The following is a 22661-nucleotide window of genomic DNA, read 5'->3' as shown; positions in this document are numbered from 1 at the left end:
GGCCGTCAGTCCCCGTCGTCCGCCAGCTCCGCGACCCCGGTGATCCGGTGCAGCGGATACGTACGGACCTCGTCCGCGGTGTGGTCGTAGGCCGTGACGAATCCGCCCTCCACGCGGATGGGGGCGATGACCCGCTGGCTGGCGGCGCCCTCGGCGTTGACGTAGCCGATCCACAGGGCCTCGCCGGTCAGGACGGCGGCCTGCACCGTCGCGAGGGTCTCGGCGGAGCCCGTGCGCGGCAGCTCCCCGTCGGCGGCCGGGACCGTGCCGGGCTTGCGCGGCGCGGTGGAGGCGAGGTCGCCCGCGCGGATGGCGCGCAGCGCCGCCGCGAGCAGGGTGTCGTCGGGGACGGGCGGGCCGTCCGGGACCGGCTCGGGCGCGGAGCGCGGCGGGGTGCGGCGGGCCAGGGCACGGGTGATCAGCACATCGCCCTCGGCGGACTCGGCGGCCGGCGCGAACCCCATCGCCCGCAGCCCCTCCAGCAGCCCCGCCGGATCGGCCTGCGCGGCCAGCACGGTCGGGGCGAGCCGGCGCAGCCCCAGGGAGGCGGCCCGCTTGTCGGCGAGGATCTCGCCCAGCATCGCGTCGTCGTCGCAGCGCACGTACGCCGAGGCCGCCCCCACGCGCAGCTGCCCGTGCCTGCGGGCGACGTCGTCGATGAGGTACGACAGCGGCTGCGGCACCGGCGTACGGGAGTGCTCGGCGAGGAAGGCGTGCAGGTCGGCGGCGGTGCGGCCGGCGTCGAGGGCGCGCCGTACCGACCCGGGCGTGAACCGGTAGACGGTGGCCCCGCCCTTGGACTCCACGTCCGCCAGCACGCCCAGCATGTCGGCCAGCGGCCGCTCCAGGGGCCCGGGCGCCACCGCCGTGAGGTCGGCCTGGAGCAGCACGTGGTCCAGCGGCTCGGGCAGCAGCGGCGCGAGGACCCGGGCCGCCGCGGCCGAGGCGACGGCCTGCTCGGCCGGGGACAGGGGCGTCGGCGGGGCGGGGCGGTGGTGGTGGACGGGCAGCTTGTCCCCCGGCCCCGAGGACTCCGCCGGGCCCGAGGGTCCCGTCTCCGGGCCCTGGGCGGGAGCCGGGGGCGCGCCCAGCAGGGCCCGGCCGTGGGCCGACAGCGCGCCCCGGCCGGTGACGCCGAGCAGCTCCGCCTCGGACAGCGTCCAGCGGGCGAGCCGGCCGCGCAGGTCGTCCTCGGGCCGCGCGCCGCGCAGCGGGCGTTCCCAGCGCAGCCGGGCCAGCACCGACTCGGGGTCCGGCGCGGCCCCTTCCGGCAGCGCGGCCAGCAGGGCCAGCACCCGGTGCCGCACCTCCGGGGCCGCCGACCGGTCCAGGCCCGGCCCGAGCGCGGACAGCGTCCGGTCCTTCGCGTCCCGCCCGCCGACCAGGCCGGCCGTCCGGGTCACCGTGAGCCACGCCGTGACCAGCACCGACCAGCGCTCGGCGGGCGGCTGCTCGCGCCACTCGTCGTAGGCGGGGGTCGCCGCGTAGCGCTCGTCGGCCTCCCCGTCGGAGGCGATCAGACCCGCCGCGTACGCCAGCTCCACCCAGAACGCGGCCACCGGCTCCGGCACGTCCAGCGCGACGGCGGTCCGCTTCAGGTCCCGCACGCTCAGGCCCCCGGCCCGCAGCACCGCCGGACCGCCCTCGTCCCAGTCCTTCAGCAGCTCCTCGACGGTCGCGAGGGCGGTGTACGCCTGCCCGGCCGCCGTGCTGTCCACAACCTGTGGACGGTGGCCCGCGGCCACCTCCACCGCGGGCGGCACCGGCTCGGGCGTCCGGTGGGCCAGGCCGCGCCGCAGGTGCAGCGCCACCTCGCGCGGCAGGACGACCGTCCCGGGCGCGGTCGGCAGCAGCAGCCCACGGTCCAGCAGCCAGCGCAGCCGGGGCGCCGGATCGGCCGTGACCTGCCCGTACGGCGGCCCCCACACCAGCCGCTCCAGCACCTCCAGGGAGTCGGCCGGGGCCTGCGCGAGCAGCGCCGCCATCCGCGCGCGGTCGCCGAACAGCCCGGTCAGGGCGGTCACCGCGGAGACCGGGTCGTGGGTGGTGGGCAGCCCGGCCGCCGCGACGATCTCCTGGATCCGCCCCGGGGACATGCCCGAGGTGGCCTCCTGCACCGTCGGGCCGAGCCCCGTCGGGGAGGGGTGCTGCGGCGAGGGCGCCAGCAGCTCACGGGCGGTGCGGACCAGTCGCAGCCGGTCGTCGCCGCCCCACACCAGGGCCTGCTCGCGCAAGGTGCCCAGGGCGTGCGGGAGGGCCGCCACCACGGCCGGGTCGGCCGCGTCGCCCGCCATGAGCCCGAGCAGTTCGTCGTAGGCCGCCGGGTCCGCCGCCACGGCCAGCGCCTCCGCCGTCTGCAGCGTGAACCGGTCGAGCCGCTCCAGGGCCCGCACCACCGAGGCGCGGGTGCCGGCGCGGGTCGCGAGCTGCGTGAGGTCGGTGGGCACGGGCGTGATGAGGTCCGGTCGGCTGCGCAGCAGCGCGCCCAGCGCGGCGTCGCCCCGCGCGCGGAGCGCTTCCGCCAGGGAGCGGGGGGCCACGGGCCTGTCCTCGGTGCTCATCCGGTCCACGGTAGCGGGTCGCCTCCGGCGGCCGGGCCCACTGTGCGCGGGCTCGCACCCGAACACCCCACGGGCTTTTGGAAGCCGCGCCGGTCCGCGCGGTACCGTCGTCCGACGGCGTCACGCAACGCACCCGCCCCGGAGGGGACTTCGTGGGGATTGAGAGCGACCAGGTCGTTTACGAGTATCTGAGCCGCGTCGGCGACGTGGCCCAGCAACAGCAGCTGTCGTCGGCCACCCGCATGCGCCTGGTCGCGGACCTGCGCAACGAGATCGACCGGCGCCGCGCCAGGGCCACCGTCGACTCGCCCGCCGCCGTCCGCCGCATCCTGACCCGCCTGGGCAGCCCCGACGAGGTCGTAGCGGCCGCGGCCGACGGGCGGCAGCCGCAGGCCACCGCCCCGGCCGCCGTCCCCGTGCAGCCCGACCGCGAACCGCAGGGGAAGGAGCGGCCCAAGGGGGTGGTGCGGCGCGTCGTGCCGCGGCCCCGCCCGGCGCGGCCCGCCGAGCAGGCGCAGCCCGCGCCCTCCGACGGCCCGGCCCCGCCGCACCTGGCCGCCGGGCACGAGCTCGGCGACAGCGCGGTCCAGCCGGACTGGTGGCGGGTCGACAGCAGCCCCTTCGGCGTGGGCGACGAGGTGCCCGGTTTCGTCGGCGGGGTGGAGCTGCCGGACCTGCTGAAACCCCCGCCGCAGCGGAAGGCCGAGCCGGAGAAGGCGCCCGCACCCGCCGTCGAGGCGGCCGAGCCGGTGGCGGAGACCGGGAAGAAGGGCCGCCGCCGTCTCCCGGGCCTGCCCGCCGCCGGAAGCTGGAACAACCCGCTGCTGCTGGGCGCCGCCGTCCTCCTCGTCGCGGGCGCCGTCCTCGGCAACTGGTTCGTCCTGCTCCTCGGCTGGCTCATCGCCTACGCCTCACGCCGGCTCTCCCCGGCGGAGACGAAGTGGGCGGTGGTGATCCTGCCCGGTACGGCCGTGGCGGCGGGCCTGGTGTGGCTGTGGGGACGGATGAACGGCCGCTGGGGCGAGCCGATCGCCGAGGGCGCGATGAACGCCGCGGTGGGGCAGACCTGGCCCTGGGTGGTGCGGGGCGCGGCGGTGACGTCGGCGCTGTTCCTGGTGTGGCGCTCCCAGCGCCGTCGTTAGCCGTCCCGGGCGGGCGTCTGCCGTGCGCACCGGCTGGGCACAATGACCCATATGGCATTCACCGTCGGTTTCGACCTGGACATGACCCTCATCGACTCCCGCCCCGGCATCCGCGCCTGCTACCAGGCGCTGTCCGAGCGGACGGGGACGTACATCGACGCCGACCTGGCGGTCACCCGGCTCGGGCCGCCGCTCGCCGAGGAGCTGGTCAACTGGTTCCCGGCCGAGGAGGTCGAGGCCGTGGCGGACCTGTACCGGTCGATGTACCCGACGATCGCCATCGCGGCGACCCCGGCGCTGGACGGCGCCCGGGAGGCCATCGCGGCCGTACGGCGGACCGGCGGGCGGGCCATCGTCGTCACCGCCAAGTACGAGCCGAACGCCAAGCTGCACCTCGCCCACCTGGGCCTGGAGCCCGACGCGGTCATCGGCGACCTGTGGGCCGAGCAGAAGGCCGAGGCCCTGCGCGAGCACGACGCGGCCGTCTACGTCGGCGACCACGTCGGGGACGTCCGCGGTGCCCGCACGGCCGGGGCGCTCTCCGTCGCGGTGGCCACCGGCCCCTGCTCCCCGGAGGAACTGCGCGCGGCGGGCGCGGACGTCGTCCTGACCGGCTTGGGCGAATTCCCCGGGTGGCTTTCGGACTACCGCCCCGCGCGCGCCTGACGCCGGCCGGCCGAGACGGAACGCAGCACGCCCGCACCGGCCATCAGGAATCCGACCGCCATGAGCATGCTCAATCCGAACATGTACGTCGGAAAGGGCGTCGTCCCGAGGAACAACGGGGCGACCGTGACCAGTGTGGCCACGGCACCGATGAAGAAGACGACGGCTCCGGCACGGACCAGGCGGTCACCGGGCGCGGCGGAATTCGTTTGGGTTTTGTCACGCACCCGACCAGGGTAGTTCCCAGCGCGAAGGAACAACCCGGTGACGTCTTGTCACGGGCTGCAAGAGCATTAGCCTTGGTACCGGCGGGTCGTACGACCCGCCCGAGTGCTATCAAGAGCCGTTTCAGAAGCAGTTTTCCGACGAGTACGAGGACGAGGACAGACGTGCCTACCGGCAAGGTCAAGTGGTTCAACAGCGAGAAGGGCTTCGGCTTTCTCTCCCGCGACGACGGCGGTGACGTCTTCGTCCATTCCTCGGTCCTCCCCGCCGGAGTCGAGACGCTCAAGCCGGGACAGCGCGTCGAGTTCGGCGTCGTGGCCGGACAGCGCGGCGACCAGGCGCTGTCCCTGACGATCCTGGACCCGACCCCGTCCGTCGCCGCGGCGACCCGCAAGAAGCCCGACGAACTGGCCTCGATCGTCCAGGACCTGACCACGCTCCTGGAGAACATCACGCCGATGCTGGAGCGCGGCCGCTACCCCGAGAAGACCGCCGGGAAGAAGATCGCGGGTCTGCTGCGCGCGGTCGCCGACCAGCTGGACGTCTGAGCCTCAGGGGAACCGCAGCGCGTCCGGGCCGAGGGGCGGGACGAGCCCCTCGGCCGCCGCGCGCGTCAGCAGCCCGCGTACGGCGGCGTAGCCGTCCTCGCCGAGGTCGGCCGTGAACTCGTTGACGTACAGCCCGATGTGCTGGTCGGCCACGGCCGGGTCCATCTCCTGGGCGTGCTCCATGACGTACGGCCGGGACGCCTCGGGGTCCTCCCACGCGGCCCGCACCGACGCCCGGACGGAGTCGGCGAGCAGCCGCAGCCGCTCCTCGCCCAGCGACCGCCTGGCGATGATCGCGCCGAGCGGGATGGGCAGCCCGGTGGTGTGCTCCCAGTGCTCGCCCATGTCGGCGAGCTTGTGCAGCCCGTAGTTCCGGTAGGTGAAGCGCGCCTCGTGGATCACGAGCCCCGCGTCGACCTTCCCGTCCCGCACGGCCGGCATGATCTCGTGGAACGGCATGACGACGATCTCGCCGACCCCGCCGTCCAGGGTGTCCGCGGCCCACAGCCGGAACAGCAGGTACGCGGTGGACTTCTCGCTCGGCACGGCGACGGTCCGCCCGGTGAGGTCGGCACCGGCCTCGCGGGTCAGCACCAGCGGCCCGCAGCCCCGCCCGAGCGCGCCCCCGCAGGGCAGCAGCGCGTAGTCGTCCAGCACGTACGGCAGCACGGCGTACGACACCTTCAGCACGTCGTACTCGCCGCGCTCGGCCATGGCGTTGGTGAGGTCGATGTCGGCGAAGGTCACGTCCAGCGCGGGGGCGCCGGGGACGCGGCCGTGGGCCAGGGCGTGGAAGACGAAGGTGTCGTTCGGGCAGGGGGAGTACGCGATCTGCAGCTGTTCAGCGGTCATGCCGGTTCCAACCCTCCAGTACGGGCACGAGCTTCCCGAACCCCTCGGTCAGGGCCGCCAGGGCGTCGGGGATGCGCCAGGCGTCCCGGTCCCGGGGGCCGACCGGATTGGAGATCGCCCGGATCTCCAGCACGGGCACGCCCTGCGCGACGGCGGCCTCGGCGACCCCGAAGCCCTCCATGGCCTCGGCGAGGGCGGTGGGGTGCCGCTCACGGAGGGCGGCGGCACGGGCGGCCGTCCCGGTCACGGTGGACACCGTGAGCACGGCCCCGGCCCTCGCCCCGGTGGCCTCGGCGACCCGCCGCACCAGCTCCGGCGGCGTCCGGTGCCGGACGGTCCCGAACCCCAGCTCGGTCACCGGCAGGAACCCGTCCCCGGTCTCCGCCCCCAGATCGGCCGCGACGACCTCGTCGGCGACGACCAGCGACCCCACGGGCGCGTCCGGCTGGAACCCGCCCCCGATCCCGGCGGACACGACGAGGCCGTAGGGCCTGCCCCGCAGGGCGGCGGCGGTGAGGGCGGAGGCGGTGGAGGCGGCGGCCGACGCGGGCCCCACACCGGCGGCGATCACGTCGAGCGGGGCCTCGCCGGCCTCGCCACCGGCCTGGGCGGCCGGAAGACCCGCCACCACCGCGTCCCGCTCCACGGGAACCGCGGTGGCGACCAGCACCCGGCCGGGCCCGGCGGCAGTGATCAGGCGTCCTTCTTGAGCTTGAAGTTCCAGAGCCCCGACGGCTCCTTGTCGCCCTCCTTGATGGAGACCAGCGTCGAGTTGCCCTGCGCCCCGTACTGGGCGTTGAAGAACACGCTGCCCGGAATGGTGCGGTACGTCTTCTTGCTGGCGTCGGTCAGCGGCTGACCGTTCATCAGGATCGTCCAGCCCTTGTCGGCGATCTCCGGGTCGACACCGAAGCGGACGGTCTCGTCCGGGTCGACGGAGATGCTCTGGATGCCGTTGTCCTTCAGGCATCGCGAGAGGTCGGACTGCTTCAGGGCGTCGCCCTCGCCACCACAGGTGGCCTCGGTGTTCACCGAGTCGCTGCCCACGGTCACCGTGGCCATCGGCGTCGGCTTGTCACAGGCCGACAGGACGAGCAGTCCGGCGGATACGACACCGGCGACGGCGACGGCGCGGCGGCGTCGCACAGCGGATTGCAACGTGTTCATGGCGGAAGGCTATCGGGCCTGCCGGGCGGAGCTCCCACGCGGGGTGTGACGTGACCGCGTGGTTACGCCACACGCGCCCGTCCCGAGCCCCCGCGCCGCGCCGAGCCGACCAGTCCGCGCACGGTCGTCAGCCACCCGGTGCCGACGATCGCCGCCCCCACCGCGAGCCCCAGCGTGCCGTTGAGCGGCATGGCGATGCCGACCGCCCCGCCCAGCACCCAGGACATCTGCAGCAGCGTCTCGGAGCGGGCGAAGGCCGAGGTGCGGACCAGTTCGGGCACGTCCCGCTGGATCAGCGCGTCCAGGGACAGCTTGGCCAGGGCCTGGGCGAAGCCGGCGATCGCGGCCAGGCCGGCGACCAGCACCGCGCTGAAGAACACCGCGGCCGTGATCGCCGCGCCCAGCACGCACGCCACGACCGTCACGATGATGATCTCCGGCGCCCGGGAGCGCAGCCACGCCCCGACGGCCGTGCCGAGCGCGTTGCCCGCGCCCGCCGAGACGCCCACTATCCCCAGCGACACGGCGGCGCTCTGGCCGGAGATCGGGTGCTCGCGCAGCAGGAAGGCGAGGAAGAAGATCAGGAAGCCGGTGAGGCAGCGGATGGCGGCGTTGGCGCCCAGGGCGTGGGTGACGGCCGGGCCGACGGTGCGCAGTCCGGGGCGCTTGACCGGTTTGCGGTGCGGTCCGTGCAGGTGCTGTTCGTCCGCCGCCAGCAGCGCCCGGTCCTCGCCCTTGGCGGAGTCGACCTTCGGCGGCAGCGTGAACGACAGCACCGTCCCCGCGACGAAGATCACGAAGGCGCCGTAGAGGGGCCAGCGCGGGCCGATCTGCTGGAGCCCGGCGCCGATGGGCGCGGCGATGCCGGTGGCGAGGAGCCCGCCGAGGGTGACGCGCGAGTTGGCCTTCACCAGGGAGAAGCGCGGTGGCAGCAGCCGGGGCACGACGGCGCTTCTGACCACGCCGTACGCCTTCGACGCGACGAGCACGCCGAGCGCGGCCGGGTACAACTGCAGACTGCCGCTGACCACCGCGCCCGACAGCACCAGCGCGAGCAGCGCCCGGGCCAGCATCGCCCCGGCCATCGCGGCCCGGCGGCCGTGCGGGATGCGGTCCAGCAGCGGGCCGATCACCGGCGCGAGGAGCGTGAAGGGCGCCATGGTGATGGCGAGGTACAGCGCGACGCGCCCGCGGGCCTCGTCGGTCGGGACGGAGAAGAAGACGGTCGAGGCGAGCGCGACGGTGATCATCACGTCGCCGGCGCCGTTCACGCCGTGCAGCTCGATCAGCTTGCCGAGGCCCGACTCGCCGGCGCCGTGCGCGTGGGTGGCCTTGCGGATGCCGCGGGCGGTGCCGGTCACCGGGAAGTGCAGGGCGCGGCCGACCGCGCGGAGGGGGCCGCCCACACGGCCCGGTCCGCTCGGTCGGCTGCTTCCCTTGACCCCTTTCGACCCACCGGTCCCGGTGGCGTCCTGGGGCGTCTTCGCGGCTGCCACGACGTCATAGTGCCCCGAGAACGCTGTGGGTAGTGCCATTACCGCTTGTATAGGGCCTGTGGGGTGACTGTCCGGGTTGTCGCTCGTGGAACCGGTCGGTGTACGCGCGGTGGGGCGGAAGGGTAGCGTGCGTATCTCAGCCATCCCGCAGAATGGATGAAGGACGTCGACGCGGTCCCCTGGTCCGCTCCGTCCCGCCTTGGCGCTGGGAGTGGCGCACTCGAGACGGCGTATGGAGAGAAGCGATACCTGTGAGCGCAGCGACAACGCGAAGCCGCACCCCCGACCGTCTGTGCGCCGAGGCCGTCGACCTCGCGCGGGCCGCAGCCGAGGAGGCCGCCGCGCCCGGGATCGTCGGTGAGCACGTGGGCGTCGTCTCCGAGGGCGACCGCGTTGTCACGCACTTCTTCGCATGCCGCGAGCTCGGCTACCGGGGCTGGCGCTGGGCCGTGACGGTGGCCCGGGCCTCCCGCGCGAAGGTCGTCACGGTGGACGAGGCGGTGCTGCTGCCCGGCCCGGACGCGGTGCTCGCGCCCGAGTGGGTGCCGTGGAGCGAGCGGCTGCGCCCCGGCGACATGGGCCCGGGCGACCTGCTGCCCACGGACGCCGAGGACCTGCGCCTGGAGCCCGGCTACTCGGGCGAGGACGAGCCGGCGCCCGATTCGCCGGTCTCCCACGAGATGGCCGACCTGGTGGAGGCCGAGGACGCGGACGTCACCGAGGGGCCCCCGTCCCGCCTGGCGGTCACGCCGTCCCGCGGCTCCATCGCGGCGGTCGCCGAGGAACTGGGCATGCGCCGGGCCCGCGTCCTGTCCCGCTACGGCCTGCACACCGCGGCCGACCGCTGGGAGGAGGCGTTCGGCCCCAAGACGCCCATGGCCCAGTCCGCCCCCGCCGCCTGTGTCAGCTGCGGCTTCCTCGTGCCCGTCGGCGGCTCCCTGGGGCAGGCCTTCGGCGTCTGCGCCAACGAGTTCTCCCCGGCCGACGGCCGTATGGTCTCCCTGGCCTACGGCTGCGGCGGCCACTCCGAGGCCGCCGTCATGCCGCGCCCCCCGCAGCCGGCCCCACCGGTCATCGACGAGACGCGGGTGGACCCGTTCCCGCTGCGCCCGGCGTCCGACTCGGGCTCCGTGCCGGATACCGAGGACGAGTCGACGGCGGAGCTCGGGCACTCCTAGGGCCCGTCCGGCCCTTCCCGGCAGGCCCTGGGCCGCGGCCGCGCCCCGGCGGCCGGTCGCCGCCGTCTCCGCCCGCGCCGGGCGCGGCCGTGACGTCCGGCCGAGGCCGTCATGGTGCCGCGCCCGCGGCCGCCCGGCACGAGCCGCTCCGTGGCCGGGACGCCGCCCGCACCTGGTCCGGGGGCCCCCGCGGGGCGCGGTACCTTCGACCTCACGGCCCCCGCCGCCGATGAGGAGAGTCAACGTGAGCAAGTTCGTGCGTCCGGCCGCCGAAGGTGCCGACCCGTTCGGTACGGCACGTCTGCGGCGCGGAGTCCTGGACGCCTGGGCCACCAGCCCCGCCCGGTTCCGCGAGGACGCCAACGCCGAGGAGGACCTCGTCCTCGGCGGCTACCGGGACCGGCTCGTCGTCGAACTCGCCCAGAACGCCGCCGACGCCGCGGCCCGGGCCGGAGCCCCGGGGCGGTTGCGGCTCACCCTGCGCGACGGGGTGCTGGTCGCCGCGAACACCGGTGCCCCGCTGGACGCGGCCGGCGTCGAGTCGCTGGCCACGCTGCGTGCCTCGGCCAAGCGGGACACGCCCTCGGTCGGCCGGTTCGGCGTCGGCTTCGCCGCCGTGCTGTCCGTGACGGACGAGCCCGCCGTCGTCGGCCGGCACGGCGGGGTCCGCTGGTCCCTGGCCGAGGCGCGCGAACTCGCCGCCGGCACCGCCCGGCACAGCCCCGGCCTCGGCGACGAGATCCGGCGGCGGGACGGGCACGTGCCGCTGCTGCGGCTGCCGTTCGCCGCCGAGGGCACCGCCCCCGACCCGTACGACACCGCCGTCATCCTGCCGCTGCGGGACGCGGCCGCCGCCGATCTGGCCGAGCGGCTGCTGCGGGCCGTCGACGACGCCCTGCTGCTCGCCCTGCCCGGCCTGGAGGAAGTGGTCGTCGAGATCGGCGGCGAGGAGCCCCGCACCCTCACCCGGCGGACCGACGGCCCCTTCACCGTCGTCGACGACTCCGCCGAGGGCGTCACCCACTGGCGCACCGCCGCGGCGAACGGCCCGCTCACGCCCGACCTGCTGGCCGACCGGCCCGTCGAGGAGCGGCTGCGGCCCCACTGGTCCGTCACCTGGGCCGTCCCCGTCGACAGCGACGGCAGCCCGGTCCGGCCGCGCACCACCCCGGTCGTGCACGCCCCGACCCCCAGCGACGAACCGCTCGGCGTGCCCGCCCTGCTCATCGCCTCGTTCCCGCTGGACTCCACCCGCCGGCACGCCGCCCCCGGCCCGCTGACCGACTTCCTCGTCCAGCGCGCGGCCGACGCCTATGCCGAACTGCTCGGCGACTGGCGCCCGGTGTCCGCCGGGATCGTCGACCTCGTGCCCGGACCGCTCGGCAAGGGCGAACTGGACGGCGCCCTGCGCCTGGCCGTCCTGGAGCGGCTGCCCCGCACCTCCTTCCTGCCGCCGGCGGTCCCGCCCCAGGACGGCGACGACCTGCCGCAGTCCCTGCGTCCGCGGGACGCCGAACTCGTCGAGGGCGCCGGCGCGGACACCGTGCGGGTCCTCGCCGAGGTGCTGCCCACCCTGCTGCCCGCCGGGCTGGAGCGCCGCCCGGAGCTGCGGACCCTGGCGGTCGCCCGGGTTCCGCTGACCGACGCGATCGACCGGCTGGCCGGCCTGGAGAAGGACCCGGAGTGGTGGCGGCGGCTCTACGACAGCCTGGCCGGGGTCGACCCGGACCGGCTGTCCGGTCTGCCGGTGCCGCTGGCCGACGGGCGGACGACCATCGGGCCCCGGCAGGTGCTGCTGCCCGGCGCGGACGGCGCCCGTATCGACCCGGAGGTGCTGGCCCGGCTCGGTCTGAAGGTCGCCCACCCGGACGCCGCCCACCCGATCCTGGAGAAGCTGGGCGCGCTGCCCGCGACCCCGCGGGCCGTCCTCACCACCCCGCAGGTGCGGGCCGCCGTCGCCGCGTCGCTCGACGACGAGGGCGGGGTCAACTGGGAGGACGACACCCTCGACGCCGAGGAGCTGGCCGACACCGTGCTCGCCCTGGTGCGGGACGCCGGCCTGGAACCCGGGGACGAGCCGTGGCTCGGCGCGCTCGCCCTGCCCGACGAGGACGGCGAACCGGCCCCGGCCTGCGAACTGGTCTTCCCCGGTGGCCCCTTCGCGCAGGTCATGCGCGAGGGCGAACTGGCGGCCGTGGACGCCGAGCTGGCCGCGAAGTGGGGCGAGCAGCCGCTGGCCGCCTGTGGCGTGCTGGTGGACTTCGCGCTCGTCCGCGCCACCGACGTCGTCCTCGACCCGGACGAACTGGAGCCCCGCGAGGGCGACTTCGCCGAGCCCGACGACGCGGGCCTGCTGGACGCCGTCGACGTGTGGTGCGAGGACGTCCTCGACCGTTTCCCGGACAGCCCCGTGCCGCCGGTCGCCACCGAGATCGTCGCCGTGCGGGACCTGGACCTGGTGGACGAGGACAAGTGGGCGCAGGCGCTGGCGCTGCTGTCCCGGCCGCCGTTCCGGGACGCGATCGTGCAGCCCGTGCGGATCCTGCTGCACGACGGCACGCACGAGGTCGTCCGCCCCTACACCGCCTGGTGGCTGCGCGGGAACCCGGTGCTGGACGGCCGCCGCCCCGCGGGCCTGCGCGCCGCCGGCGGCGACCCGCTGCTGCGCGGCCTCTACGACGAGGCCGACGCCACCGGCTTCGAGGACGAGCAGGTGCTGCGCGCGCTGGGCGTGCGCACCTCGGTCGCCGCGCTGCTGGACGAGCCCGGCGGCGCCGCCGAGCTGCTCGACCGGCTCGCCGACCCCGAGCGGGAGGTCACGGAGGCCCGGCTGCACGCCCTGTACGGCGCGCTGGCCGAGCTCGACCCGGAGCAGGTGACCCTGCCGGACGAGCTGCGGGCCGTGGTCGACGGCCGGGTGGAGGTCGTGGACGCGGCCGACGCCGTGGTGTGCGACTCGCCCGACCTGCTGCCGTTCACCGAGGGCGTCCCGCTGCTCCCGGTACGGCCGTCGCGCGCCGCCGACCTGGCCGAACTGTTCCAGGTGCGGCGGCTGAGCGAGTCGGTCACCGGGCGGATCGACTCCGAGGGCGCCGAGCACGAGGTGCCCGAGCCGGTGCGGGTGCTGCTCGGCCCGCGCACCCCGGCCTCCTACGTGGAGCACGACGAACTCGTCGTGGACGGCGTGGAGATCGACTGGCGTCTCACCGACGACGGCGTCCTGCATGCCGCGACCCTGGAGGGCGTCGCCGCGGGGCTGGCCTGGGCGGCGGGGCAGTGGCCGCGCCGGTTCGAGGTCGCGGCGCTGCTGGAGGACCCGTCCCGCACACAGGAGTTGGCGCGGGACCGGTGGTTCGACTGAGCCGGTGACGGGATCCGGCCGGGCCGGGAACGGCGTTCACCCGGCCGGCGAGAATTCCCGCACAAATTTTTCACCTGTCGTACAACCAAGCGGCCTGCTCGCGAATCTGATCACGTGAGTCAACAGACTCCACGATCACTTGGGCCCCGAGAGCCGACGACGAGCACCGGGGCCCCTCTCCACCTGGAGAACGCATGCGTATCCGAGCCACCGTGGCCGCCGTCACCGGCGCCCTGGCCCTTTCCGCCCTCGCCGTGCCGGCCGCGCAGGCCGCCGAGCCGAAGGTCCCCGCGGACATCGCCGCGGCCAGCGAGGTCGTCCACGCCGACTCCGGCCGGTCGGCGTTCGCCGCCGCCGAGGACGGCCTGCCGTACGCCATGAACGCGACCTTCTCCTCGGTGAAGGTCAACAACGGCAAGAACATCGCCGTCGGCACCACCAACGTGGTCAAGGTCCCCGTGTCCTTCACGCTGACCCACGGCAAGGAAGTGAACATCCACGCCGCGGACTTCTTCGCGGGCATCGAGCTCTACCGCGGCGCCTCCTTCGAGGAGTCGATCTTCTACTTCGACAGCAACGACGCGACCTGCACGGACTCCTCCGCGACCGTCGCCAGCTGCAAGGCCACCGTCGAGATCGACCCGTTCGCGCTGCTCAACGAGGACGCCGGCTCCTGGAAGGCGGCGGGCTTCGCGGTCGCGTTCAACGGCGAGAACCCGGACGACCCGAACCTGGACAACGTCGGTGTCGCGGTGACGGACCCGACCAACAGCTTCAAGCTCCAGCGCTACTCGAAGCTGACGGTCAACGCCTCGCCGGAGCCGGTGAAGAAGGGCAAGACCATCACGGTCACCGGCAAGCTGTCCCGCGCCAACTGGGACGACAACAAGTACCACGGCTACACCAACCAGTCGGTGAAGCTGCAGTTCCGCAAGAAGGGCAGCGACACCTACACCACCCTGAAGACCATCAAGTCGAACAGCACCGGTGAGCTGAAGACCACGACCACGGCGTCGACCGACGGCTACTTCCGCTGGTCCTTCGCGGGCACGACCACGACCCCGGCGGTCAACGCCACGGGTGACTTCGTCGACGTGCAGTAAGTCCGGCTAGGCCGGGAAGCGGCGGTCCACCCACCTCCACGTGAGTTCCAGGGTGGCCGCCGCTGCCACCGAGATGCCGACCGCGATCCACGGCATCGTCATCCCGACCAGCTTCAGCGCGAAGAAGTCCTGCAGCCACGGCACCACCAGCACGAGCAGGAACGCCCCGCCCATCGCGGCGACCAGGGCGATCCGCCACCAGGTGTACGGGCGGGCGATGATCGCCAGGACCCACATCGAGATCAGGAAGAGCGTGAGCGTCGCCGCGCTGGTCTCCGCGTCCAGTGCCTGCGCCCCCGTGTAGTGCTCCCGGGCGATCAGATACGTCGCGAAGGTCGCCACCGCCGCCACGACCCCGCCGGGGATCGCGTACCGCATGACCCGCCGCACGAAGTTCGGCTTCGCCCGCTCCTTGTTCGGCGCGAGGGCGAGGAAGAACGCCGGCACACCGATGGTCAGCGTCGACAGCAGGGTCAGATGGCGCGGCAGGAACGGGTACTCCACCTGCGAGCAGACCACCAGGACGGCCAGCAGCACCGAGTAGACCGTCTTGACGAGGAACAGCGTCGCCACCCGCGTGATGTTCCCGATGACCCGGCGCCCCTCCGCCACCACCGACGGCAGCGTGGCGAAGCTGTTGTTCAGCAGCACGATCTGCGCGACCGCCCGTGTCGCCTCCGAGCCCGAGCCCATCGCGACACCGATGTCGGCGTCCTTCAGGGCGAGGACGTCGTTCACCCCGTCACCGGTCATCGCGACGGTGTGCCCGCGCGACTGGAGCGCGCCCACCATGGTCCGCTTCTGCTGTGGGGTGACCCGCCCGAACACCGTGCCGCCGTCGAGGGCGTCCGCCATGCCGTCCTGGTCGGCGGGGAGCCGGCGGGCGTCCACGGCGGTCCCGGACAGCCCGAGCTTGGCGGCGACCGCGCCGACCGACACCGCGTTGTCGCCGGAGATGACCTTGGCCCGGACGTTCTGGTCGGCGAAGTAGCGCAGCGTGTCGGCGGCGTCCGGCCGCAGCCGCTGCTCCAGCACGACCAGGGCGGTGGGCCGCGCGCCCTGCGCCACCTCGGGGTCGTCCAGCTCCCGCTCGACCCGGGCCAGCAGCAGCACGCGCAGGCCCTGCTCGTTCAGCCGCCCGGTCTCGGCGAGCGCCGGATCGTCCTCCGGCAGCAGCACGTCCGGCGCGCCCAGCAGCCACGTACCGCTGCGCCCGTCGCCCTCGCTGAGGGCGGCGCCGCTGTACTTGCGGGCCGAGGAGAACGGCAGGGCCTGCGTGACGCGCCAGTCCTCCGCGGCCGGGCAGGTGTCGATGATCGCCTGCAGCGAGGCGTTCGGCCGCGGGTCCGACGCGCCGAGCGCGCCGAGCACCTTCCGCACGTACGTCTCGTCGGCGCCCTGCAGGGGGCGCAGCTCGGTGACGTCCATGCCGCCCTCGGTGAGGGTGCCGGTCTTGTCCAGGCAGACGGTGTCGACGCGGGCGAGGCCCTCGATCGCGGGCAGCTCCTGCACCAGGCACTGCTTGCGGCCCAGCCGGATCACACCGATGGCGAAGGCGACGGAGGTGAGCAGGACCAGGCCCTCGGGGACCATCGGGACGATGCCGCCGACCGTACGGGCGACGGAGTCGTCGAAGGCGTTCTCCTTCACGACCAGCTGGCTGATGATCAGGCCGATCGCGGTCGGCACCATCATCCAGGTGACGTACTTGAGGATCGTGGAGATGCCCGAGCGCAGCTCGGACTGGACGAGCGTGAAGCGGGAGGCCTCCTCGGCGAGCTGTGCGGCGTAGGCCTCCCGGCCGACCTTCGTGGCCTGGAAGGTCCCGCCGCCCGCGACCACGAAGCTGCCGGACATCACCTGGTCACCGGGGTGCTTGACGACCGGGTCGGCCTCGCCGGTGAGCAGCGACTCGTCGATCTCGAGACCGTCGGCCTCCACGCAGACGCCGTCGACGACGACCTTGTCCCCGGGGCCGATCTCGATCAGGTCGTCGAGGACGATCTCGGACGTGCTGACCTGCGTGGCGGCCCCGTCCCGGCGCACGGTCGGCCGCACCTCGCCGATCAGCGCGAGCGAGTCCAGCGTCTTCTTCGCCCGCCACTCCTGGACGATCCCGATGCCGGTGTTGGCGAGGATCACGAACCCGAACAGGCTGTCCTGGATCGGCGCCACCACCAGCATGATCAGCCAGAGCACGCCGATGATCGCGTTGAAGCGGGTGAAGACGTTCGCCCGGACGATGTCGACGGTGGACCGGCTGCTGCGCACCGGTACGTCGTTGACCTGTCCGCGCTCCACCCGTTCGGCGACCTGGGCGCCGGTCAGTCCCGTCTCGCGTGGGGTGACCGTCGCCGGACGCGCGGAGTCGGGCCGGGCACCCGCGTCGAGATGCGTCATGCATTCGACGGTACGTGCGGATGTGCCGGGCCACCCGCCGAATGCGGCGAAGATCCGACCTGGGGACGACGCACTTCCTGCCGTGGTCGTACGGCAGTTGTACGGCGTCGGACCACGGTGCCGCCCGTGCGTCAGCCGGCCCTGCGGGCCGTGCAGAGCAGGTACTCCCAGTCCAGCACCGTCCGGCCCGAGCCCGTCCCCAGGCCGGCGTCCCGGGCGAGATCCGCCAGCTCGCGGTCGAGGGCGGCGGCCCGTTCGGGGGCGTCGGCGAGGTTCTTGTAGACGGTGATGGTGGGGCCGTAGCGCTCCTTGAAGTAGTCGCGGAACATCTCCGGCGTCGTGAAGCGCTCGACGCGGACGGTCCGGCGCTCGGCGCGCAGGTCCGTGACCCGGTCGCCGAGGAGGGCGCGCACATGCTCCTCGTCGCCCCACAGCGGCGGTGGCTGGGCCCCCGGCGGGGGCGGGGGCGCGTACGGCTTCATGGTGGCGAACATCCGGCCGATGAACCCCTGCGGGGTCCAGCTGAGCAGGCCGATGGTGCCGCCCGGGCGGCAGACCCGGACGAGTTCGTCGGCGGCCCGCTGGTGGTGTGGGGCGAACATGACGCCCACGCAGGACAGCACGGTGTCGAACTCCGCGTCGCCGAAGGGGAGGGCCTCGGCATCGGCCTCCTGCCAGGTGAGCCGTGCCCCGCGCTGCTCGGCCGCCCGTCGTCCCGCCTCGAACAGCTCGGGCGTGAGGTCGGAGGCGACGACGTCCGCGCCGGCCAGGGCCGCCGGGACGGCGGCGTTGCCGGTGCCGGCGCCGACGTCCAGCACCCGCTGGCCGGGCCGCACCCCGCACGTCTCGACCAGGACCGCTCCCAGGCCGGGGATGACCTCGGCGGCCAGGGAGGGGTAGTCGCCCTGGGCCCACATGGCCCGGTGCTTGGCCTTCAGCGCCCGGTCGGCCCCGGCCGTGTCGTTCTGCGTCGTCATGGCTGCGCTCCTCACCGGTCGGGCGGCGGTTCCGCGCGACGGGTTGCGAGCGTTTCGCCGCCTCCTTCCGAGCGTAGGGAGGGGGCGGGGGTGTGTCGTGCCGGGGCGGGGACGCGTGCCGGCCGGTCCTACTGCGCCGCCGGCGTCTCCTGCGCCGCTGCCCGCTTCAGCGCCGCGTCGCGCCGGCGGACGTACCAGACGCCGATGAGGCCCAGGCCGCCTCCGGCCAGGCAGGTCCAGACCCACCAGGTCTGCCCGCGGTCGTCGAACCAGCCGTAGAAGGGCAGCTGGACGAGGAAGAGGACGAACCACAGGATCGTGCCGCCGGTGATGGTGGCGACCACGGGGCCCTCCAGGGGCTCCGGCGCCTCGTGTCGGGGGGTCCACTTCGCCATGGGGACAGCTTACGAGGCGATCGGGTCTACGCGCGGAGATGGCCGAGAGGGGCGTTATATGTTCATACTGAAACGGTTTGTGTCTGACCACTTCTCTTCGTAGGAACCGCCAAAACATGTCCTCCTCGGCTCCCGCCAAGGTCCCCGCCCCTGAACAGCCGGGAGCCGGGCCCACGAACGGCGCACTCGACCGTTTCTTCCGCATCTCCGAGCGGGGCAGCACCCTGTCCCGCGAGGTCCGCGGCGGTCTCGCCACCTTCTTCGCGATGGCCTACATCATCGTGCTGAACCCGATCATCCTCGGCAGCGCGAAGGACATGTACGGTCACCAGCTCGACAACGGGCAGCTGGTCACCGCGACGGCCCTCACGGCCGCGTTCAGCACGCTCCTGATGGGCGTCATCGGCAACGTCCCGATCGCGCTCGCCGCCGGGCTCGGGGTCAACTCCGTCGTCGCCCTCCAGCTCGCCCCGCGCATGTCCTGGCCGGACGCGATGGGCATGGTGGTCCTGGCCGGTTTCGTGGTGATGCTGCTGGTCGCCACGGGGCTGCGCGAGCGCGTGATGAACGCCGTGCCCCACGGGCTGCGCAAGGCCATCTCCATCGGCATCGGCCTGTTCATCATGCTGATCGGGCTGGTGGACGCCGGGTTCGTCTCCCGGATCCCCGACGTCGCCCGGACCACCGTCCCGCTCCAGCTCGGCGGGGACGGCCACCTCAACGGCTGGCCGGTCCTCGTCTTCGTCCTGGGTGTGCTGCTGACGCTGGCGCTGATCGTCCGCAAGGTCTCGGGCGCGATCCTGATCTCGATCGTGGCCATGACGGTCGTCGCGGTGGTCATCAACGCGGTCGCGAAGGTGCCGAGCTGGGGCCTGACCACGCCCAAGTGGCCCGGCAACCCCGTCGCCAGCCCGGACTTCGGGCTGATCGGCGAGGTCAGCCTGTTCGGCGGCTTCGAGAAGGTCGGCGTGCTGACCGGGCTGCTGTTCGTCTTCACCGTGCTGCTGTCGTGCTTCTTCGACGCGATGGGCACGATCATGGGCGTCTCCGACGAGGCGAAGCTGACCGACGGCGAGGGCCAGATGCCCGGCATCAACAAGGTGCTGCTCGTCGACGGCCTCGCGGTCGCCGCCGGCGGTGCCAGTTCGTCCTCGGCCACCACGGCGTTCGTGGAGTCCACGGCGGGTGTCGGTGAGGGCGCCCGGACCGGCCTGGCGAACGTGGTCACGGGCGGCCTGTTCGCCGTCGCCCTCTTCCTGACCCCGATCGCCACGATGGTTCCGTCCCAGGCGGCCACCCCGGCGCTGGTCGCGGTCGGCTTCCTGATCCTGGCCGGGTCGGTGAAGGAGATCGACTGGGCCGACTACACGATCGCGATCCCGGCGTTCGTGACGATGCTGATGATGCCGTTCACGTACTCGATCACGAACGGCATCGGCATGGGCTTCATCACCTTCGTGGTGCTGCGGCTGGCGGCCGGGCGGAGCCGGGAGGTGCCCCCGGCGATGTACGCGGTGGCGGCCGTGTTCGCGTTCTACTACCTGATGCCGGCGCTGGGTCTGACCTGATCCTCGTCGTCGGAGCCGCCGTAGAAGCGCTCCGTCTCCTCGACGGCGGCCTGGAACCGCTGGTCGAAGTCATCCCGAATGAGCGTCCGGACGACATAGTCCTGGACGCTCATTCCTCGTGTGGCGGCGTGGTGCCGGAGCCGTTCGAGCAGGTCGTGGTCTATTCGCAGGCTGAGCACGCTGGATTCCATGACCATGAGGGTCGCGGCACGGTTCGGTCCGGTGTGTCGCGTTCCGCCACCGGATCACCCGTTTGAGTGATGTCACGGGTCAGTGGCGGGGGTCACGGGTGTCCGGGTGTGTTACCGCTGGTCTTTAGCGAGAGTAATGAGTTACGCTAAAGAACATGCCGGACCTCAGCCATGGCGACGACGCAGCCGCCGTGAACTCCCTCCGCTCCGCCGTGATGCGGCTGTCCCGTCGGCTCAAGCACCAGCGGGTCGACGAGTCGCTCAGCCCCACCGAGATGTCGGTGCTCGGCACCCTCTCCCTGTGCGGCCGGGCCACCCCGGGCGAGCTCGCCCGCAAGGAGCACGTCCAGCCGCCGTCGATGACCCGCATCGTGGCGCTGCTGGAGGCCAAGGGACTGGTCCGTCTGGAGCCGCACCCCGAGGACCGGCGCCAGAAGGTCGTGACGCGCACCGAGCAGGCTGAGGCCATGCTCGAGGAGAGCCGCCGCAAGCGGAACGCGTTCCTGTCCACGCTGGTCGAGAACCTCGACGAGGACGAGTGGGCGAAACTGCGCGCCGCCGCCCCCGTGCTGGAGAAGCTCGCGCACCTGTAAGCCGTACGTAGCAAGGAGGCGAACCCTTTGAGTTCGGGACCCGGAGCAGCTTCCGTCCCCGCGCCTGAACCCCACGACTCCCCGCCCGCCCGCACGACCTCGATGTTCTCCTCCCTGAGGGTGCGCAACTACCGCCTGTTCTTCCTGGGGCAGGTCGTCTCCAACATCGGCACCTGGATGCAGCGCATCGCCCAGGACTGGCTCGTGCTCAGCCTCACCGGCTCCTCCGCCGCCGTCGGCATAACGACCGCCCTGCAGTTCCTGCCGATGCTCCTGTTCGGCCTCTACGGCGGCGTCCTCGTCGACCGGCTGCGCAAGCGGCCCACGCTGCTGGTCACCCAGTCGTCGATGGCGCTCACCGCGATCGCCCTGGCCGTCCTCACGCTCACCGGCCACGTCCAGGTGTGGCACGTGTACGTCGCCGCCTTCGCGGTCGGACTCGCCACCGTCGTCGACAACCCGGCCCGCCAGTCCTTCGTCTCGGAGCTGGTCGGCCCCGGCCAGCTGCAGAACGCGGTCAGCCTCAACTCGGCCAACTTCCAGTCGGCCCGCCTGGTCGGCCCCGCCGTCGCGGGCATACTCATCACCGGCGTCGGCACCGGCTACGCCTTCCTCTTCAACGGCCTGTCCTTCATCGCGCCGCTCACCGGCCTGCTGCTGATGCGCGCCCGCGAGCTGCACGCCGTCGAGCGCGCCCCGCGGGGCAAGGGACAACTGCGCGAGGGCGTCCGTTACGTCACCGGCCGGCCCGAGCTGATCTGGCCGATCGTGCTGGTCGGTTTCGTCGGCACGTTCGCCTTCAACTTCCCCGTCTACCTCTCGGCCTTCGCCGACGACGTCTTCCACGCGGGCGCCGGCGCCTACAGCATGTTCAACACGCTGATGGCGGTCGGTTCGGTGGCGGGCGCGCTGCTCGCCGCGCGGCGGGGCACGGCCCGGCTGCGGCTGCTGATCGTGGCGGCGATGGCGTTCGGCGCCCTGGAGATCCTGGCCGCGACGACCCCCACCCTGTGGATGTTCGCCCTGCTCATGGTCCCGCTGGGCCTGTTCGGCATGACGGTCAACGTCACGACGAACACCAGCATCCAGATGTCCACGGACCCGGCCATGCGCGGCCGTGTCATGGCCCTCTACATGATGGTCTTCCTCGGCGGCTCCCCGGTCGGCGCCCCGATCGTCGGCTGGGTCACCGACACCTACGGCGCCCGGGTCGGCCTCGCGGCGGGCGGCGCGGTGGCGGTGGCGGCGGCCGCCGTGATCGGCCTCGTCCTGGCCCGCGTGGGCAACCTCCGCCTGTCGGTCGGCTGGCACCGCGGGCACCCCCGGGTGCGGTTCGTGCCGCGGGAGCGGACGGAGGAACTGGCTCCGGCGGCGTGAGGGGTCTCCGAACTCCAGGCTCAGTTCGCCCCGGTTCTCGATCCTGTCGTCAAGGACGGTCATCGTGGCGCTCCTCCGCGGCCGCACCGACGATGGATCCGGCCGCGCGGTACAACGATACGCACGGCGACCAGGGCACACCCGGACCCGCGGGGCGGGGACGGGCAGACTGGGCGGATGAGACTCTTCGCCGCCGTGCTGCCCCCCGACGAGGTGTGCCGTGAGCTCGGGGCCGTGGTCGACGGACTGCGCGGGCTGCCCGGCGCCGACGGCATGCGGTGGACCGGACGGGCCGGATGGCACTTCACGCTCGCCTTCTACGGCGAGGTCGACGACGCGCTCGTGCCGGCGCTGTCGGCCCGGCTGGAGCGGGCCGCGCACCGGACCGCCCCCTTCCCGCTGGCCGTGCGGGGCGGCGGGCAGTTCGGGCACGGCAGGGCGCTGTGGGCCGGGGCCGAGGGCGACCTGGCGACGCTGCGGCTGCTCGCCGAGCGGGCGGAGGCCGCGGCACGCAAGGCCGGGGTGCCGATGGGGGAGCACCGGCGGTACAAGGCCCACCTGACCGTGGCGCGCAGCCGGGAGGCACGGGACACGCGGCCGTACCTGGACGCGCTCGCCGGGTTCACCGGCCGGACCTGGACCGTCGACGAGCTGGTGCTGGTGCGGAGCAACCTGCCGGCGTCCGGTGTCCCCGGGGAGCAGCCCCGGTACGAGGCGGTCGGGCGCTGGGCGCTCGGGAGTGCCGGTTAGGCTCGGTGCCGTGGACCCGAAAACCCGCAACCGGATCATGGCCGGTGTGCTCGTGCTGATGTTCCTCGTCGTCGCCCTGGCTTCCGTGCTGGGCCGGTAGGGCGCCGGGGC

Annotated in this window: 20 protein-coding genes; 10 read left to right on the top strand and 10 right to left on the bottom strand. The window is 73.6% G+C overall.

What is annotated here, in order from left to right; genetic code table 11:
* Positions 1-5: 5 nt before the first annotated feature.
* Complete coding sequence (locus ACF07N_RS27210; RefSeq protein ID WP_392117725.1) at positions 6-2561, bottom strand: helicase-associated domain-containing protein; 2556 nt, start codon at positions 2559-2561, stop codon at positions 6-8.
* A 152-nt stretch (positions 2562-2713) separates the two neighbouring features.
* Here ACF07N_RS27210 and ACF07N_RS27205 point away from each other — a divergent pair, with 152 nt between their 5' ends.
* Together ACF07N_RS27205 and ACF07N_RS27200 are read left to right on the top strand one after the other, a co-directional pair.
* Positions 2714-3703, top strand: coding sequence for a hypothetical protein (locus ACF07N_RS27205; protein WP_392117722.1), 990 nt, complete (start codon positions 2714-2716; stop codon positions 3701-3703).
* Positions 3704-3745: 42 nt separating this feature from the next.
* The gene (locus tag ACF07N_RS27200) at positions 3746-4369 is read left to right on the top strand and encodes an HAD family hydrolase (protein WP_392117720.1); all 624 of its coding nucleotides are present in this window, start codon (positions 3746-3748) and stop codon (positions 4367-4369) included.
* Here ACF07N_RS27200 and ACF07N_RS27195 read toward each other — a convergent pair.
* Entirely contained in the window at positions 4348-4596 is a 249-nt protein-coding gene (locus ACF07N_RS27195; protein WP_094055574.1) for a hypothetical protein, read from the bottom strand. The genes ACF07N_RS27200 and ACF07N_RS27195 overlap by 22 nt on opposite strands.
* 162 nt (positions 4597-4758) lie before the next feature.
* Here ACF07N_RS27195 and ACF07N_RS27190 point away from each other — a divergent pair, with 162 nt between their 5' ends.
* Positions 4759-5142 carry a cold-shock protein gene (locus ACF07N_RS27190; protein ID WP_010035896.1) on the top strand — a complete coding sequence of 128 codons (384 nt, stop codon included), beginning with the start codon at positions 4759-4761 and terminating at the stop codon, positions 5140-5142.
* A gap of 3 nt (positions 5143-5145) precedes the next feature.
* On the opposite strand, the gene ACF07N_RS27185 is transcribed toward ACF07N_RS27190, so the two are convergent.
* The 4 genes from ACF07N_RS27185 to ACF07N_RS27170 form a co-directional block, all read right to left on the bottom strand.
* A complete protein-coding gene (locus ACF07N_RS27185; protein WP_392117718.1) occupies positions 5146-5994 on the bottom strand; it encodes a 1,4-dihydroxy-6-naphthoate synthase in 849 nt (282 codons plus the stop codon).
* Positions 5984-6718, bottom strand: coding sequence for a futalosine hydrolase (locus ACF07N_RS27180; RefSeq protein ID WP_392118073.1), 735 nt, complete (start codon positions 6716-6718; stop codon positions 5984-5986). Before ACF07N_RS27180 ends, ACF07N_RS27185 begins: the two co-directional genes overlap by 11 nt.
* A complete protein-coding gene (locus ACF07N_RS27175) occupies positions 6688-7161 on the bottom strand; it encodes a DUF2771 domain-containing protein (RefSeq protein ID WP_392117716.1) in 474 nt (157 codons plus the stop codon). Before ACF07N_RS27175 ends, ACF07N_RS27180 begins: the two co-directional genes overlap by 31 nt.
* Before the next feature lie 62 nt (positions 7162-7223).
* Positions 7224-8657, bottom strand: a complete 1434-nt coding sequence (locus ACF07N_RS27170; RefSeq protein WP_392117715.1) for an MFS transporter — start codon at positions 8655-8657, stop codon at positions 7224-7226.
* 251 nt (positions 8658-8908) lie between these two features.
* Between ACF07N_RS27170 and ACF07N_RS27165 the strand changes: the two genes are divergently transcribed.
* The 3 genes from ACF07N_RS27165 (at position 8909) to ACF07N_RS27155 (ending at position 14299) form a co-directional block, all read left to right on the top strand.
* Positions 8909-9835 (top strand): DUF3027 domain-containing protein, encoded by a 927-nt coding sequence (locus ACF07N_RS27165; protein ID WP_392117713.1) that lies wholly within the window; start codon positions 8909-8911, stop codon positions 9833-9835.
* Positions 9836-10079: 244 nt separating this feature from the next.
* Positions 10080-13196: a sacsin N-terminal ATP-binding-like domain-containing protein gene (locus tag ACF07N_RS27160; RefSeq protein ID WP_392117710.1), complete on the top strand. Its 3117-nt coding sequence runs from the start codon at positions 10080-10082 to the stop codon at positions 13194-13196.
* A 194-nt stretch (positions 13197-13390) separates the two neighbouring features.
* Positions 13391-14299: a hypothetical protein gene (locus ACF07N_RS27155; protein WP_392117707.1), complete on the top strand. Its 909-nt coding sequence runs from the start codon at positions 13391-13393 to the stop codon at positions 14297-14299.
* Between the two features lie 6 nt (positions 14300-14305).
* Here the strand turns inward: ACF07N_RS27155 and ACF07N_RS27150 are convergent, their stop codons facing one another.
* The 3 genes from ACF07N_RS27150 to ACF07N_RS27140 form a co-directional block, all read right to left on the bottom strand.
* Positions 14306-16699, bottom strand: a complete 2394-nt coding sequence (locus ACF07N_RS27150) for a cation-translocating P-type ATPase (RefSeq protein ID WP_392117704.1) — start codon at positions 16697-16699, stop codon at positions 14306-14308.
* Between the two features lie 131 nt (positions 16700-16830).
* Positions 16831-17676 carry a class I SAM-dependent methyltransferase gene (locus ACF07N_RS27145; protein WP_392117701.1) on the bottom strand — a complete coding sequence of 282 codons (846 nt, stop codon included), beginning with the start codon at positions 17674-17676 and terminating at the stop codon, positions 16831-16833.
* A gap of 128 nt (positions 17677-17804) precedes the next feature.
* Complete coding sequence (locus ACF07N_RS27140) at positions 17805-18071, bottom strand: DUF2530 domain-containing protein (RefSeq protein ID WP_392117698.1); 267 nt, start codon at positions 18069-18071, stop codon at positions 17805-17807.
* Positions 18072-18187: 116 nt separating this feature from the next.
* On the opposite strand from ACF07N_RS27140, the gene ACF07N_RS27135 reads away from it, so the two are divergent.
* Positions 18188-19639 carry an NCS2 family permease gene (locus ACF07N_RS27135; RefSeq protein WP_392117695.1) on the top strand — a complete coding sequence of 484 codons (1452 nt, stop codon included), beginning with the start codon at positions 18188-18190 and terminating at the stop codon, positions 19637-19639.
* Here ACF07N_RS27135 and ACF07N_RS27130 read toward each other — a convergent pair.
* Positions 19609-19830: a ribbon-helix-helix protein, CopG family gene (locus ACF07N_RS27130; protein WP_383584619.1), complete on the bottom strand. Its 222-nt coding sequence runs from the start codon at positions 19828-19830 to the stop codon at positions 19609-19611. The genes ACF07N_RS27135 and ACF07N_RS27130 overlap by 31 nt on opposite strands.
* A gap of 155 nt (positions 19831-19985) precedes the next feature.
* On the opposite strand from ACF07N_RS27130, the gene ACF07N_RS27125 reads away from it, so the two are divergent.
* The 3 genes from ACF07N_RS27125 (at position 19986) to thpR (ending at position 22550) form a co-directional block, all read left to right on the top strand.
* Complete coding sequence (locus tag ACF07N_RS27125) at positions 19986-20423, top strand: MarR family winged helix-turn-helix transcriptional regulator (RefSeq protein WP_383335435.1); 438 nt, start codon at positions 19986-19988, stop codon at positions 20421-20423.
* A gap of 27 nt (positions 20424-20450) precedes the next feature.
* Positions 20451-21800 (top strand): MFS transporter, encoded by a 1350-nt coding sequence (locus ACF07N_RS27120; RefSeq protein WP_383344949.1) that lies wholly within the window; start codon positions 20451-20453, stop codon positions 21798-21800.
* Positions 21801-21977: 177 nt separating this feature from the next.
* Positions 21978-22550, top strand: coding sequence for an RNA 2',3'-cyclic phosphodiesterase (gene thpR, locus ACF07N_RS27115; RefSeq protein ID WP_392117690.1), 573 nt, complete (start codon positions 21978-21980; stop codon positions 22548-22550).
* Positions 22551-22661: the final 111 nt, after the last annotated feature.

It is taken from the genome of Streptomyces sp. NPDC015242, from assembly GCF_043079125.1.
Classification (GTDB): domain Bacteria; phylum Actinomycetota; class Actinomycetes; order Streptomycetales; family Streptomycetaceae; genus Streptomyces.
Note: the sequence above shows the minus strand (reverse complement) of the source record. Positions and strands in the feature narration are given on the sequence as shown.

Excerpts from the sequence above, each read along its gene's own strand:
- ACF07N_RS27210 (WP_392117725.1), bottom strand. The coding sequence starts at position 2,561 with ATGAGCACCGAGGACAGGCCCGTGGCCCCCCGCTCCCTGGCGGAAGCG.
- ACF07N_RS27200 (WP_392117720.1), top strand. The coding sequence starts at position 3,746 with ATGACCCATATGGCATTCACCGTCGGTTTCGACCTGGACATGACCCTC.
- ACF07N_RS27185 (WP_392117718.1), bottom strand. The coding sequence starts at position 5,994 with ATGACCGCTGAACAGCTGCAGATCGCGTACTCCCCCTGCCCGAACGAC.
- ACF07N_RS27175 (WP_392117716.1), bottom strand. The coding sequence starts at position 7,161 with ATGAACACGTTGCAATCCGCTGTGCGACGCCGCCGCGCCGTCGCCGTC.
- ACF07N_RS27155 (WP_392117707.1), top strand. The coding sequence starts at position 13,391 with ATGCGTATCCGAGCCACCGTGGCCGCCGTCACCGGCGCCCTGGCCCTT.
- ACF07N_RS27150 (WP_392117704.1), bottom strand. The coding sequence starts at position 16,699 with ATGACGCATCTCGACGCGGGTGCCCGGCCCGACTCCGCGCGTCCGGCG.
- ACF07N_RS27145 (WP_392117701.1), bottom strand. The coding sequence starts at position 17,676 with ATGACGACGCAGAACGACACGGCCGGGGCCGACCGGGCGCTGAAGGCC.
- ACF07N_RS27140 (WP_392117698.1), bottom strand. The coding sequence starts at position 18,071 with ATGGCGAAGTGGACCCCCCGACACGAGGCGCCGGAGCCCCTGGAGGGC.
- ACF07N_RS27135 (WP_392117695.1), top strand. The coding sequence starts at position 18,188 with ATGTCCTCCTCGGCTCCCGCCAAGGTCCCCGCCCCTGAACAGCCGGGA.
- ACF07N_RS27130 (WP_383584619.1), bottom strand. The coding sequence starts at position 19,830 with ATGGAATCCAGCGTGCTCAGCCTGCGAATAGACCACGACCTGCTCGAA.
- ACF07N_RS27125 (WP_383335435.1), top strand. The coding sequence starts at position 19,986 with ATGCCGGACCTCAGCCATGGCGACGACGCAGCCGCCGTGAACTCCCTC.
- thpR (WP_392117690.1), top strand. The coding sequence starts at position 21,978 with ATGAGACTCTTCGCCGCCGTGCTGCCCCCCGACGAGGTGTGCCGTGAG.